The sequence below is a fragment of the Sphingobacterium sp. 1.A.5 genome (assembly GCF_002734235.1).
GTDB lineage: Bacteria > Bacteroidota > Bacteroidia > Sphingobacteriales > Sphingobacteriaceae > Sphingobacterium > Sphingobacterium daejeonense.
On record NZ_PEBA01000011.1, the window covers coordinates 1 to 15,225 of the forward strand.

Below are 15,225 nucleotides of genomic sequence, written 5' to 3' on the forward strand. Positions count from 1 at the left end.
CGCCCTGATCACGAACTTGCGCTCGCTCTCCTGCCAGCTATGAAGCGCAAACATCTTGAACGTTGAATAGTACCTGTCATAGATGGCAATGGAGTCCAAGGGCAGTTCCTCGATCCAATGGGAAGCCAGGGTCAGCTCGCTGGTCCGGTATGGGGCTATGCAGGCATGGGTCACCAGGTCGTTCAGCACATCGTAGTGATAGAAGGTCTTTGCCTGCACGAAGCTCGAGTTCTGGTTGCTCTGGCCGCCAAAGTGGGCCTGCAGGGAAGGYGTGTTCACCAGRGCAAGGTTGGAACCGTCAACTGCGATCAGGCGGTAGCCCATCCATCTCCTGGTATCCCCCGAAGCATGGCGCAGGAAGCTCTCGCAGAGCACCCGGTTCCAGACCAGGAAGAAAAGGGGGCTCAGCTTGCTCCTCTGCTGGGAAAAGGCACTCACCGAGCAACTGATCTTCTTGCCCAACTCACCAAAGAAACCTTCCAGTTCGACAGAGAGGGTCCGCTTGCACATCTTGGCGATCAGCAGGACCAATCTCTCGAAATTGAGCTTGCGGTCCCGGGTGAAATGGGTTTTGGAATTCCTGAAAAGATTGAGCAGCARAGGATCTGTTAAACAGATAGAAATAAAATTTTTTAGGTCTGATATGATTTTAAGTGCTATTTTTACATCGGCCATAAACGCGGTTGTTTAGATTTGTTTAGTAGTGAATTCAAAATTAAACATTTACGTGATTTATGGCCTTATTTTTTTCTTAACTTAATGACATTGCCCTGTAGGGGTCAAATGCTGTAGGCATGAAATCTTCCTTAAATGCCGTAGGTATGCCATATCTATAGAAATGACATCAGCCCAAATACCAACGCCGTAGGTGTGGCATCTTTTAACAAACAAATGCACGTAATGCAACAAAATAGTTTCTTGAGCTAAAGCTCAAGACGATGACAGAGGCCTTTTTTTTAAAGGGGCGACATGGCTGTCATTCTTCAGCCCTCTCATTTTCAGTGGCGGAAGAATGGATAAAATGCCGCGGCCATTGTGCGTCGGGATTGCCCTTCGACTCCGCTCAGGGACCACCCTTGGATGCTTTCAAGCAATTATCTCCTGTAAAGAGATAATTGATTAGAACGGCATCCTCGGCAATAAGGCATTTTGTCCATGTGCGTTGGACTAGCGCGACAAGCCACCTTAAATGAGCAAGCGTTTTGGTTACTTTTGCGCCTCAAAAGTAACTAAACCATTTTTCAAATGACCAAAATCATTTTTCCAAACATCGCTCTACAAAACCCTGTTTTTCAATTGTTTGCAACAATTGAAAAACCCCGTCCATTTGTAACATACACAAAAACGACAAATTTGTCTTTTTTGTTTTCTAATTTTGTAGACAGTTAAGAATTAAATAGTTGAGAGAATTAAAGATCAAAGTGATGAACGAACAACAAATTGCACTAATTAAAGCTACCGTACCAGTATTAAAAGAAAATGGCGTTTTATTGACCAGTTATTTTTATGAGCGTATGTTTAAGCATAATCCTGAGCTTAAGCATGTTTTCAATATGGGGAACCAAAACTCAGGAAAACAACAAACAGCATTGGCGATGGCGGTGCTGGCTTATGCTGAGAATATTGAAAATCCATCCGTATTAATGGGCGTAGTAGATCACATTGGGCATAAACATACTAGTTTAGATATCCGTCCTGAGCATTATCAAATTGTCGGCAACCACCTTATATCATCCATTAAAGAGGTATTGGGTGAAGGCGCAACGGATGAGCTTCTTGAAGCATGGACCATTGCTTACAATCAGTTGGCAGCGATTATGTCGGGCCATGAAGCTCATATTTATGATGATAAGGTTAAAAAATCAGGAGGTTGGACTGGCTGGCGAGCATTTACAGTAAAAGATAGAGTCAATGAATCCGAGGAAATAACTTCATTCTACCTATACCCTACCGATGGCGGAAATATTGCGGAGCATCTTCCGGGGCAATATATCTCCGTTCGTTTGTTCCTGCCAGAGCTGGACTTGTTACAACCGAGACAATATTCAGTTTCAAACTCTCCGAATGGTGAATATTATAGAATTTCCGTTAAGAAGGAAAAAGGCAGTACCCATCCAGATGGCATGATCAGCAATCGTTTACATGACCATGTGCAAGTTGGAGATACCATTGAATTGTCCTCACCTTCAGGAAATTTTGTATTGCAGAATAAGGAGGAAGGTCAGCCCCAGGTTTTCATCAGCGGTGGAATCGGACAGACCCCGTTATTGGCGATGGTGGAAGATTTGATTTTCAACAAAAACACCGATCAGCCCATTGTTTGGGTGCATGGATGTAGAAATGAACGGGTTCATGCCTTTAAAAACAGGTTAAGGGAATTGTCTGCAGCGAATTCAGCATTTCAGAACCACCTGTTCTATGAGCAGCAGGAGGCTGAGAACGGAAATATAAAATGCGGAATAGTAGATCTTCAACAGATCGAAGACAAGATTTTGTTGGATGATGCTAACTATTACCTATGTGGTCCTGCAGGATTTATAAGAAAGCAATATGAATATTTAAAGCAGGTTGGTGTGGATCCGTCATCGATTCACTTTGAGGAATTTGGACCAGCATCATTATCCTTGAATTAGTATTTATACAGTATTAGATATTGGCGCCTTAGGAGGTGCCAATATTTCAATTAATAAAATAACCATGGAACCAAAACCACTTAAAAGACACAAAGCTCTGCAACCTCTCAGCAAGGAGCATCATTTTGCATTGCTTTTATGCTGGAAGATAAGGCGTGGATTAGAGTTAGGGATTGACCCAGAAAGGATTGGCCGTTATTTGGAGAAAATGTGGAGCCATCAATTGGACTTGCATTTCAACATTGAGGAGGAATTTGTATTCCCTATACTGGAGAGTGAAAATAAATTGGTGCATGATGCCATTTCAGATCACCGAGCAATAAAGCGACTGATCCTCAGCGAGCCTTTCACCGAGAAATCACTGAACCGTATTGAGGAAAAGCTAGAGGCACATATCAGGATGGAAGAACGCCAGTTATTTCCATTGGTTCAATCCATGGCCTCGGAAGAGCAGATGGCGTATATCAATTCCAAGCATAACCATCCGATCACGGAATTGCTGTGGGAGGATGAGTTTTGGACTTTATTAGACATTAGACATAAGACATAAGACATTAGAATTGGCAGCACTTCTTTTGGCGCCGGAATGGGTTGGTGGCCACATAAACAATATTACTCTGTAACTATTATAGCTCCAAAATAGTTTCCTGAGCTAAAGCTCAGGAATGACAGACACCTTTTTTTAAAAGGGGCGATTTTTTGGGGGATAATTTTGCGGCTTGCTGCAAAATTATCCCCCAAAAAATCGCCCTCACGCTCTCAAACTGGCTGTCAATCTTCAGCCCGCTCATTTTCAGTGGCGGCAGAATGGATAAAATGCCGCGGCCATTGTGCGTCGGGATTGCCCTTCGACTCCACTCAGGGACCCCCCTTCGGCTCCTGGTTTCGACTACGCTCAACCAACGCAGGGACCGCCGCTTCAAGCCGTGGCCGGTGTTCCCACCTGCCACCAAAAATATCCCTACGCCACTCAACCCTGTAGGGGTGTAACAATTATAGTAACACCCTATGCCATGAAATGGCATTTTTCCTATGGATGGTTGGTGGGGACACCAACCATGGCATTTGTGTTGGCAGCAATTTGGCGGTCGTGTTGCCGCCAATCTATGGATGATTGGTGTCCCAAAACAATCCCCTTTCCTTATCTGTTCTTTAACTAATGGATAATAAACAAAAATCACACAGATGGAAAATCTGGGTAGGCATCCTTGCCGCCTTCGTTTTATTGATATTAGGGGGGCTATATTTTGTTTCTTATAAATTGGAACCCATGTTGGACAAGAAGCTGAAGGAAGGAATCACCAAATCCTCCGAAGGACTTTACACTATTGAGTACAGTGACCTGGACTTAGATATCGCGGGTGGTAACCTTACACTCAAAGACATTCTTCTCAAAAATGACAGTACCGCATATATAAAGTTGGATAGCGCCAAAAAAGTACCCAATACTAGGTTTGAAGCTAGAGCGGATCGTTTGGCGATTAGTGGTGTCAGTGTATGGGGGATATTGGTCAATAAGAAGATAGATATCGGAACCATTGCTTTGGATTCCTTGAAAGCGAAGGTTCTACTTCGGGATAGGCCATATAACAAAGATAAAAAGGAAGAAAAAGACCCTTATGCTATGATCAAAGATCGTTTTAAGTCATTGGGAGTAGATAAGTTTCGGGCGAATGGCATTGATTTGGAACTTGAGGACCTAAACAAGGAAGGCACAAAACCAAAAAAGGTGAATGGAGTTGACTTAGCCGTTGCCAATTTTCTGATTGATGAACATTCGGGCAATGACAGCACGAGGTTTCTGTATTCCAAGGATATTTCATTGCACATTCCGGGGTTCAAGACCAATTTGGAGGGGGCACCCTATACATTTAGCTTCAAAGACCTAAAGTTCAGCTCAAAAAATCGGAATGCACAGATTTCCAAGTTGAGCTTGCAGCCTACATTGAGCTTGGAGGCTTTTGCAAAACAGGACAAACTGAACAAACCAAGGATAGAACTGGACCTGGATTCAACATGGATTACAGGCATAAATTTGCAGAAACTATTGGCAGAAAAATTATTTGAGGCCGATAGTGCTCATGTTGTCGGTGGAGTTTTTGATCTTTCCAAGGACAAACGCTACCAATTGGAGAACGTGTCCAAGGTGGGTCAATCGCCAGCCCAACAGCTGATGAAGGTAGGCTTGCGATTTTCTGTAAAGGCGGTAAAAGTAAGTGGCATAGACCTCAGTTATGCACAGATCAGCGATAAGTACTTTAGGGAAGGAAAAATAGAGTTCAAAAATATCAGGGGGACATTGAAGAATGTCAGCAACGATACAACTGTTTTGCGCAGAAACAAGAATATGACGGCAGACTTGGTGGGCAATATTTATGGGGAAGGTCGGTTGAGTGCGTTTTTCACTTTTGACATGCTCAGCAAGGCTGGCAATCATTCTTATAAAGGGGGATTGACGGCTATGAAAGTAGCTGCGTACAACCGGATTTTGGAACCGCTATTGAATATTAGATTGGCTGATGGAAATATTGAAAAGATTACTTTTGATATGCATGGCAATGATGTGAAGAATTGGGGGAAGTTCACGTTTGACTACAACCACCTGAAGGTTGATGTATTGAAGCATCCAGAAAAGGGACCTGGTAAGAAAGGGATTCTTTCTTTTATAGCAAACAAATTCTTTATCAATGACAGCAATCCCGATGCGAATGGGAAGTATCATGTTGCTCAGGTTGATTATGAGCGAAATCCAAATCACCCTTTTTTCAAGGTAGTATGGCAGAGTTTGCTTCAAGGGATTATTGAATGTACAGGGACGGATCCAAAATATTTGCCTTTGTAGATGCTTCAAAAAATAGTGGTCTGTGGGGACACCGACCACGGCTTCTTGGCTGTGCTTCGTTCTCTGGCTTCGGTTCGGGTCCTTCGGCTCCGCTCAGGGACCGAGCCGAAGGGCGTCTACCGCAGCACCAATAAAAAGTCTGGATAAACGCCCAGCACAATCGTCAATATCACAGTGATCACAAAGACCACCTGGAAATTCACAGGCGTAGCTACTGTATGATCTTCTTTAGAATTCATGAAATACATATGGACAACCACGCGCAGATAATAATAAACCCCAACTGCTGCATTGATTGCTGCCAGGATTAAAAGCACGGTATGGTAGTCGTTCATAACATTGGAGAACATCATGAACTTTCCGATAAATCCTGCTGTCAAAGGAATACCTGCCAGGGAAAGCATCGCGACGGTAACAGCAAATGCCAACCAAGGGTTTCTTTTGCCAAGTCCATTGAAAGATTCGAAATGGTCAGAACCTATTTGTCGTTTCACTAAGATCAATGCTCCGAAAGCAACAATGGATGCCAAACCGTATGCAGCTGAATAAGTCAATATTCCTGATGCTGAATTTGGTCCTATTGACAGGATTGCAAACAACATATAACCAGCATGTGAAATACTCGAGTATGCCAACATCCGTTTAAAGCTTGTTTGCATCAGTGCCGTTACATTTCCAATAAACAGTGTAATAATAACAACTGTCAGTAATACTGGAGTCCAGAATTCATTTAATGGAACCAAAACTGTACTGAACAATTTCAGGAAACCTGCAAATGAAGCAATCTTTACGACCGTACTCATAAAGGTTGTTACCAGAATTGGCGACCCATCATATACATCTGGAGTCCAGAAGTGGAAAGGTGCAGCACCAACCTTGAAACATAGACCTACCAATAACAATAAGATCCCACCATAGAACATCGGTGATATTCCGGTAGGGTTATCAATGATATATTGTTTGATGGCAGCCAGGTCAAATGAACCTGTGGAGCCATATAGCAATGTTATTCCGAACAATAAGAACCCTGTTGAAAAGGCTCCCATCAAGAAATATTTCAGGGAGGCTTCATTTGAAGCTTTATCATTTCGACGGATACCGGCGAGGATATAAAGTGCTACTGACATAATTTCCAGACCAATAAACAACATCGCAAAATTATGGTATGAACATACCAATAATGCTCCGGTCAAAGAGAATAATATCAAGGTGTAATATTCAGCGATATTGTCGGAGATTGCCTTGAAGTATTCTTTCGACAACAATAAAATCAAAATGGTCAATGCCAGGCATAGGATAGAAAACGAAAGGGAGAAATGGTCAAGGATTACCATCCCTTTATAGAGAGGCACTGCTTCCATATTCCAATAATAAACTTCATAACCCAAGGCAAGTAACAAGCCTAATATGCTAACAGGTAATAATGCATTTTTTGCTTTATAGAGCCCTAAATACAAAATAAGTATACCTAACAAAGAAAGCGTAATAATCGCACCCATAATATCTATAAACTTGTTCTATTTAATCTGTTGTAATAATTGTGAAACTGATGCTTCAGAAAGGTGCAATAGACCATTAGGCAATACACCGATCAAGATGATCAGGATAACTATAATTGAAAGGACTACTACCTCATAGCCTTTGATATCAGCTACATGAACATGGCTATCATTGATTTGTCCCAACATTGTTTTTTGAAAGAGGCGAAGCATATAAACTGCACCCAATATTAAGGTAGTACCACCTATCACGGCATACCACACCCCATTATCGGATCCTGAGAAGATACCTTTCAACAACAAGAATTCTCCAATAAAACCATTGGTCAACGGAAGTCCTACAGCACCCATAATGATGATCAGGAAAGTAATGGCCAAGATAGGCATATTACTTGCCAAGCCCCCCAGCTCATCTAGGTTTCGAGTTCCCGTTCTTTGTTGGATAATATCAATTGCGAAGAACAGTCCTACTACAGAAATACCGTGGTTTATCATTTGCAGGATTGCCCCTTGGATCCCTTCTTGTGTCAAGGAGAAGATGCCGGCAGCAATAAGGCCAACGTGAGCAATAGAAGAATAGGCGATCAATCTCTTGGCGTCTTTCATTTTAAACGCGATGATAGATCCATAGACCACGCCGATCAAGCCCATTATCAAAGCAATATGACCATAACGCAATACGGCTTCAGGAGTTAATGGCAGCAACCAGCGCAATAAACCAAAAAGTCCCATCTTTAGCATAATACCTGACAGCAGCATCGTTCCTGTTGATGGTGCATGTGTATAGGTATCAGGTTGCCAAGAATGCAATGGAAAAAGAGGGATTTTTATTGCAAAGGCTATAAAGAAAGCCCAGAACACCCAGTTTTGGGCACCGACAGTCAAATCCAGTTTGGTCAATGTTGCCCATGACATATCTCGGCCACCAGTTTGTTGATAGAGATAGACAATAGCGATCAACATCAATAAACTACCGAAGAATGTATATACAAAAAACTTAAGGTTAATACTGATTCGGTTGCCTTCTCCCCAAAGGGCACAGATAAAATAAATCGGAATTAATGCTGCTTCCCATCCCATATAGAATGAAAAAGCGTCCAATGAGATAAATACCAAGACAAGGCCGGCTTGCATAAAAGACACAAGGCCATAGAAACCACCCTTTTGTTGATGGCCAAAGCTTGCAAGTATGATTAATGGGATAAGACCATTTGTCAAGATCAGCATCGGTAGGCTGATACCATCGAGACCAATTTGAAATTGAATCCCTAAACTGGAGATCCAGTTCCAGGATTGTGAAAATTGGATACTGGCATCTGGCACAAAATTACAGATGAAAGGAAGGGTTAGACCCAATTGAATAAGTGACAATACCAAAGCTGCCCATTTTGCAGAGCTTGTTTTGATAAAGGCTAAGATGATAGCACTTATTGCAGGTAATATTAGCAGTATAAAAAGGTTGTCCATTGATTCCTAAATTCTGATCTAGATTGTAAATAATCCATAAAGCATGAAGGCAATAACACCAATTACCATCATAAAAATATAAAATCCCACATTTCCGCTCTGTAATTGGCGAATTCCTTTTCCCGAAGAGACAAAGAGATCCCCAATGCCATTGATAAGCCCATCTATACCTGCTTTCTCAACTACGGAGTGCAAGAATTTGGAAAGGCTGTTCAAAGGGCGTACAAATAGCGTATCATACAATTCATCGATATATAATTTATTATATGACAATTTATAAAGTCCGCTTTCTTCTGATGCTCCATCACCCTGAGGGATTTCAGATTTCTTCACGTATTTATTATAAGCTATAAAGGCCATGATAATTGCTCCTAATGCAGAGGCCCCCATTAGCACGTATTCTGTGCTGTGCGATAGATGGAAAGGCTCCACCACTTGGTTGGTCTGTGCAAAGACAGGGCTCAGGAAGTTTGCCAGCCAAGTGCCCCCATGCAATGCTTCCGGTAAATTGATCACTCCTCCAACAACAGATAAAACTGCCAATACAATCAGAGGTATAGTCATTTGAACAGGAGATTCATGTAGGTGATGCTTTTGGTTTTCGGTACCACGAAATTCTACGAAAAAGGTCATATATAACAACCTAAACATATAAAATGCCGTACACAACGCTCCTAAGAATCCCAATACCCAGAATACAGGGCTTGAAACAAAAGCATGAGCCAAGATTTCATCCTTAGAGAAGAACCCTGACAATGGTGGAATACCCGCAATAGCAATGGTTCCCACTAACATCGTTGCGTAAGTAATTGGCAGATATTTCTTGAGACCACCCATCGAACGCATATCTTGTTCATCGCTCATGGCATGGATAACCGATCCGGCACCCAGGAACAATAAAGCCTTAAAGAATGCATGTGTCAATACATGGAAGAAAGCACCAGTGAAGGCACCTACTCCCAATCCCAGGAACATATATCCTAATTGCGATACGGTAGAGTATGCTAGGACTTTTTTGATGTCGTTTTGAGTAATTGCAATAAATGCTGCGATTAAAGCAGTTGCCACACCTATGATTGCAATAATTTGCATAGTTACAGGAGACAATGAGAACATGATATTAGAGCGTGCGATCATATAGATCCCTGCTGTAACCATCGTTGCTGCGTGGATCAATGCCGATACAGGTGTTGGGCCTGCCATGGCATCTGGAAGCCAGGTGAACAACGGAATCTGTGCTGACTTACCTGTTGCAGCAACAAATAACAATAAGGTTATGATCAATAATGTGGTATCACCCATTGCCAATTGTCCGGCACCGGCGAAAACCGTATTGAATTCCAAGGATCCAAAATTTGCCAATATAAAGAACATCGCGATCAAGAATCCCAGATCACCGATTCTGTTCATGACAAATGCTTTCTTAGCAGCCTTGCCATAGTTGCTGTTCTTGAACCAAAATCCAATCAACAAATACGAACATAAACCTACACCTTCCCAGCCGATGAACATCACTAGGTAATTCGAACCTAGCACTAACAAGAGCATAAAGAAGATAAATAGATTGAGATAAGAAAAGTACTTGCCATATCCTTCATCATGTGCCATATACCCTACTGAGTAGAGGTGGATCAAGAATCCCACGCCGGTAATGATCAACAACATGATTGAGCTCAATGGGTCGACCAAGAAACTTATATTGAAGTTAAATGTTCCTACGGTAAACCAATTGAATACCTCTTGATAAATTATACCATCTCCACCGGCTTGGCGTGCATCATATACTTCCTTGAAAATACCGCAGCTTAGTAAAAACGAAATCAGGATTGTACCACATCCAATGATGGAGATCAATGGTTTTGGCGCGCTCTTGCGGAGCAGACCAATCATCAGAAATCCTAACAAAGGAATTAATGGGAGCATCCAAATGAATTCTTTCATATCTAGTTCTCTCTTAAATTCTAATTCTTACCACCTCAGCTTATTCAGGGAATCAATATCCACTGATTTGGTATTTCTATAAACCATAATTATAATGGCGAGTCCGACTGCAACTTCCGCTGCTGCCAGTGCCATAATAAAAAACACAAACACTTGCCCGCTCGGGTCACCTCTATATGCCGAAAACGCTGCCAGCAATAAATTCACAGAATTCAGCATCAGCTCGATCGACATCATGATGATGATGACATTACGGCGAATTAATACTCCGATTACACCAATTACGAAAATGATGCTGCAGAATATCAAATAATGATTCAGGGGAATACCCTGCATATTTTCTATCAGATTACCCATTTTGTTTCGCTCGTGTTTCTTTCTTAGCCAATAAAACTGCTCCTACCATCGCTGTCAACAACAGAATTGAGGACAGTTCGAATGGAAGCAGAAAATCCTTAAACAATACTTTTCCCAGGTTCTTTACCAGACCAAGGTCTTCAGAAGCCTTTACAAACTCATTATTGGTCTCCAATACTCTAAATGCACCCAATAAAGTTGCCAATAGACACATCCCGGCGATCGCACCCATGAATTTTACAAGATGGGATTTCATCGGTTCGGTATCTTTGTTGAGGTTCAAAAGCATCAGCACAAACAGGAATAGAACCATAATGGCCCCCATGTAGACGATAAAATTCACAACCGCCAAAAACTGCGCATTCAGCAGGATATAATGAACCGTAAAGGTGAAAAATGTAATTACGAGGTAGAGTACACTATGCACGGGGTTCTTTGTGAAGATGGTCATCAACGCAAAGAAGATCGATAGAAACGCTACAAAATAAAATATGGTCATAGTTTAAGCTTGCTGATTTTGAGATAATTTCGTGATATCAAACTTTGGTTCCAACAATTTGTCTTTCCCATAAATAAAATCTTTGCGCAAGTAATCTGCGGTAACATGCTTGCCGTCCAAATAGATCGCTTCCTTAGGACAAGCTTCCTCACATAGACCACAGAATATACAACGTAGCATATTGATTTCATAAACTACAGCGTACTTCTCTTCTCTATACAGGTTTTCTTCTCCTTTTTTACGTTCTGCGGCAGTCATGGTAATTGCCTCCGCCGGACAGGACAAAGCACATAGGCCACAAGCTGTACAACGCTCTCTGCCTTGTTCATCACGCTTCAATGAATGTTGACCCCTGAAATTCTTCGAATAAGGCCTGATCTCCTCAGGATATTTCACCGTAGGAATTTTCTTGAAAAAGTGTTTTATAGTGATCGAAAGACCTTTGGCAATGGCAGGTAAATAAATACGCTCCCAAAAGCTCATCGGTTTCTGTTCTAATACTTTTTTTCTATTTGATAACGACTGCATTTCCCTCCCTATTAAAAGTAAGTATCTTTAACTATGGTAATGATTCCTGTCAATACAATATTTGCAATGGCCAATGGGATCAACATTTTCCAACCTAAGTTCATCAATTGATCATATCTGAACCTTGGCAAGGTCCATCTAACCCACATAAAGAAAAATATAAAAGCAAATATTTTCAGGAAGAATACCAATACTCCAATGATTGTAATCCAATTTTCTGACAGTCCGAGGTCATACATAAATGGAAAATTATATCCTCCAAAGTACAGGGCTGCCATCAAGGATGATGAAACAAACATATTGATATATTCAGAGAACATATAAAGGCCCAATTTCATGGACGAATACTCTGTATGGTAACCACCGACTAGTTCAGTTTCACATTCTGGCAAGTCAAACGGCACGCGGTTACATTCTGCGAATGCACAGGTCATAAAGATCAGGAAGCCCAAAGGCTGAACCCAAATATTCCAATTGACGAAACCAGATTGCTGTGCTACGATCTCACCGATGGAAAGGGTACCTGTAACCATCAACAAAGCAATCAGCGACAATCCCATTGCGATTTCGTAACTGATACTCTGTGATGCTGCACGGATTGCACCCATCAGCGAGAATTTATTGTTGGAAGCCCATCCTCCCAACATGATTCCATATACCCCAAGGGCGATGACCCCAAAAATATAGAGAACACCAATATTGACATCGGCAACCTGCAATTTGATCGCTTGGTCACCTATTGTCAGGGTCTGACCCCAAGGAATAACAGCCGAACTGATACAAGCTGTTATGATTGCGATCGTAGGACCTAATATAAACAAGGTTTTATGTGCCCCGGCAGGAATAATCTCTTCCTTAAAGAAGAATTTTCCACCATCACACAGGGGTTGTAATATTCCGAATAGACCGGCACGGTCAGGACCATAACGGTCCTGCATAAACCCTGCAATCTTTCTTTCTGCCAAAGTAGAATACATCGCTATGACCAAGGTGATCACAAAAATGATTACTACTAAGATTAATTTCTCTAAAATAAAGGCCGTTTCCATCTTCCCTATTTCTATTTTAATTTTTCAGATCTTGCTAACTGTTCCACATTCGCCTCCTTTAAAACAGGATTGTCCTTAATTACGCTTGGCGGATCGAAACGCAGGTAATGATTCGATGAAATCACGGATTGATCGCTGATTTTTGTAGGTTCTTCTAAGTTCCAATCGTCAGTTCGTTTGGTTTCAAACCTACAAGTATCACAGATAAAATCTTCGACTTCATTGTGTTCATCCTTGCGTCCTGTTACACGGATTACATCTGGCCCTTTATACCATAATGTCACTTTCCCTGAACATTTAGGACAGTCACGGTGAGCATTCACTGGTTTGGTAAACCAAACCCTGTTTTTGAACCTAAAAGTTTTGTCTGTCAATGCTCCTACTGGGCATACATCAATGACGTTCCCAATAAAATCATGATCCAAAGCTTCATGTATGTACGTTGAAATCTCAGCATGATCTCCGCGGAATAGAACGCCATGTTCTCTTTTGTTGGTCAGCTGATTAGCAACATATACACAGCGGTAGCAAAGGATACAACGGTTCATATGCAGTTGGATCTTTTCGCCGATGTCTATTCTTTCGAAGGTACGTCTTTCGAATTCATATCTTGTTTTGTCTGCTCCGTGTTCATAACTCAGGTCCTGAAGTTTACATTCTCCGGCTTGGTCACACACAGGGCAATCCAAGGGGTGGTTGATCAACAACATTTCCACTACTGCTTTTCTGGCGTCTACCACCTCTGGCGAGGTGATGTTGAGCACTTCCATTCCATCCATGACGGTTGTTCTGCAGGATGCTACCAACTTGGGCATCGGTCTAGGGTCTTTTTCTGATCCTTTGCTCACTTTTACCAAGCAGGTTCTACACTTTCCACCAGTTCCTTCCAGCTTGGAGTAATAGCACATTGCCGGTGGCACAATATCACCACCTATCTGCCTTGCAGCGTTTAATATCGTAGTACCCGGAGCAACTTCAACTGTTATTCCGTCTATTGTAACTTTAAAATTTTGAACTTCTTCTGCCATTGTCGCTCTTTCTAAATAAATCCTTTATTCCGTTACTGGAACTAGGGGATCTGCATAATGTCCTAAACCGTAGTTTCTTTGCATTGCTTCTTGAGGATTTAGGATATGCCATTCAAACTCATCCCTGAAATGGCGGATTGCTGCCGCCACGGGCCATGCTGCCGCATCACCCAAAGGACAGATCGTATTTCCTTCAATCTTCTGTTGAACCTGCCATAATAAGTCAATGTCCGACATATCACCCCTGCCATACTCAATCTTTTCTAGGATCTTTTCCATCCATCCTGTTCCTTCGCGACATGGTGAACATTGTCCACAACTCTCATGTCTATAAAAACGGGTATAATTCAAGGTATTCCGTACAATACATTGGTCTTCATCAAATACGATGAAACCACCTGATCCCATAGCGGTACCACTTACAAATCCACCGTCTGCCAAGGACTCATAGGTCATTAGGCGTGGGTTTCCTTGCATGGTCTTAACAATCAGGTTTGCAGGCAAAATAGGAACGGATGACCCGCCGGCCACCACAGCCTTCAGACGCTTTCCATTCGCCATGCCACCACAATATTCTTCTGAGAAGATAAATTCCTCAACGGGAAGGCCCATTTCGATCTCATAAACTCCAGGTTTTGCTATGTTCCCTGATGCGGAGATCAACTTTGTCCCTGTACTTCTTTCGATACCGATTTTCGCATACTCCTCACCGCCATCATTGACGATAGGTACTGTTGCGGCAATCGACTCTACGTTATTTACAACCGTCGGACAGCCATACAATCCTGCTACAGCAGGGAATGGCGGTTTTATCCTTGGGTTTCCTCTTTTTCCTTCCAATGATTCCAATAAGGCGGTCTCTTCACCACAGATGTAAGCTCCACCACCCGGCTGAACGAAAATCTCTAGGTCATAACCTGTCCCTAAGATGTTCTTGCCTAAAAATCCGGCAGCTTTAGCTTCTTCGATGGCCTTTTCCATAATCCGAATCTGAGGCATCATTTCCCCACGGATATAGATATAGGATGTATGTGCTCCAAGTGCATAGCTGGAAACAATCATTCCTTCAATCAATGCATGCGGAATATAAGTCATCAGATAACGGTCCTTGAAGGTACCAGGCTCTGACTCATCTCCATTGCACACCAAATAGCGAAGGACACCCTCAGGCTTGGCCAAGAAACTCCATTTCATCCCTGTTGGGAATCCTGCTCCACCACGACCTCTCAAACCTGATTTCTTAACCTCCTCGACTACGTCTTCCGGAGACATGGTCTTCAAGGCCTTTTCAACTGACCGATAGCCACCCTTCTCACGATAGACAGCGAAGGTATTGATGCCCGGCACATTGATATGTTCTAATAATAACTTACGTCCCATAT

General features: G+C 42.2%; 13 protein-coding genes. 3 read left to right on the forward strand and 10 right to left on the reverse strand.

What is annotated here, in order from left to right:
- A partial coding sequence (locus CRT24_RS20615) for a hypothetical protein (protein WP_306473156.1) occupies nucleotides 1-675 on the reverse strand: 675 nt, incomplete at its 3' end.
- A 749-nt stretch (nucleotides 676-1,424) separates the two neighbouring features.
- Between CRT24_RS20615 and hmpA the strand changes: the two genes are divergently transcribed.
- From hmpA to CRT24_RS06725, 3 genes are all read left to right on the forward strand, one after another.
- Nucleotides 1,425-2,633: an NO-inducible flavohemoprotein gene (gene hmpA / locus CRT24_RS06715; protein WP_099370531.1), complete on the forward strand. Its 1,209-nt coding sequence runs from the start codon at nucleotides 1,425-1,427 to the stop codon at nucleotides 2,631-2,633.
- 64 nt (nucleotides 2,634-2,697) lie between these two features.
- Nucleotides 2,698-3,183 (forward strand): hemerythrin domain-containing protein, encoded by a 486-nt coding sequence (locus CRT24_RS06720; RefSeq protein WP_180269080.1) that lies wholly within the window; start codon nucleotides 2,698-2,700, stop codon nucleotides 3,181-3,183.
- A gap of 609 nt (nucleotides 3,184-3,792) precedes the next feature.
- Nucleotides 3,793-5,475 carry a hypothetical protein gene (locus tag CRT24_RS06725; RefSeq protein ID WP_099370472.1) on the forward strand — a complete coding sequence of 561 codons (1,683 nt, stop codon included), beginning with the start codon at nucleotides 3,793-3,795 and terminating at the stop codon, nucleotides 5,473-5,475.
- 116 nt (nucleotides 5,476-5,591) lie between these two features.
- Here the strand turns inward: CRT24_RS06725 and CRT24_RS06730 are convergent, their stop codons facing one another.
- The 9 genes from CRT24_RS06730 to nuoF are packed head-to-tail and all read right to left on the reverse strand — an operon-like array spanning nucleotide 5,592 to nucleotide 15,223.
- Nucleotides 5,592-6,974 carry an NADH-quinone oxidoreductase subunit N gene (locus CRT24_RS06730; protein ID WP_099370473.1) on the reverse strand — a complete coding sequence of 461 codons (1,383 nt, stop codon included), beginning with the start codon at nucleotides 6,972-6,974 and terminating at the stop codon, nucleotides 5,592-5,594.
- Nucleotides 6,975-6,992: 18 nt separating this feature from the next.
- The gene (locus tag CRT24_RS06735) at nucleotides 6,993-8,441 is read right to left on the reverse strand and encodes a NuoM family protein (RefSeq protein ID WP_099370474.1); all 1,449 of its coding nucleotides are present in this window, start codon (nucleotides 8,439-8,441) and stop codon (nucleotides 6,993-6,995) included.
- 18 nt (nucleotides 8,442-8,459) lie between these two features.
- Nucleotides 8,460-10,382, reverse strand: a complete 1,923-nt coding sequence (gene nuoL / locus CRT24_RS06740; RefSeq protein WP_099370475.1) for an NADH-quinone oxidoreductase subunit L — start codon at nucleotides 10,380-10,382, stop codon at nucleotides 8,460-8,462.
- Nucleotides 10,383-10,409: 27 nt separating this feature from the next.
- Entirely contained in the window at nucleotides 10,410-10,739 is a 330-nt protein-coding gene (gene nuoK, locus CRT24_RS06745) for an NADH-quinone oxidoreductase subunit NuoK (RefSeq protein WP_099370476.1), read from the reverse strand.
- A complete protein-coding gene (locus tag CRT24_RS06750; protein ID WP_099370477.1) occupies nucleotides 10,732-11,238 on the reverse strand; it encodes an NADH-quinone oxidoreductase subunit J in 507 nt (168 codons plus the stop codon). The genes nuoK and CRT24_RS06750 overlap by 8 nt, the downstream gene beginning before the upstream one ends.
- 3 nt (nucleotides 11,239-11,241) lie before the next feature.
- Nucleotides 11,242-11,766: an NADH-quinone oxidoreductase subunit I gene (locus CRT24_RS06755; RefSeq protein WP_099370478.1), complete on the reverse strand. Its 525-nt coding sequence runs from the start codon at nucleotides 11,764-11,766 to the stop codon at nucleotides 11,242-11,244.
- 11 nt (nucleotides 11,767-11,777) lie between these two features.
- Complete coding sequence (gene nuoH, locus CRT24_RS06760) at nucleotides 11,778-12,815, reverse strand: NADH-quinone oxidoreductase subunit NuoH (RefSeq protein ID WP_099370479.1); 1,038 nt, start codon at nucleotides 12,813-12,815, stop codon at nucleotides 11,778-11,780.
- Nucleotides 12,816-12,826: 11 nt separating this feature from the next.
- A complete protein-coding gene (locus CRT24_RS06765) occupies nucleotides 12,827-13,843 on the reverse strand; it encodes a 2Fe-2S iron-sulfur cluster-binding protein (RefSeq protein WP_099370480.1) in 1,017 nt (338 codons plus the stop codon).
- A gap of 24 nt (nucleotides 13,844-13,867) precedes the next feature.
- Nucleotides 13,868-15,223: an NADH-quinone oxidoreductase subunit NuoF gene (gene nuoF, locus CRT24_RS06770; RefSeq protein ID WP_099370481.1), complete on the reverse strand. Its 1,356-nt coding sequence runs from the start codon at nucleotides 15,221-15,223 to the stop codon at nucleotides 13,868-13,870.
- Nucleotides 15,224-15,225 lie beyond the last annotated feature (2 nt).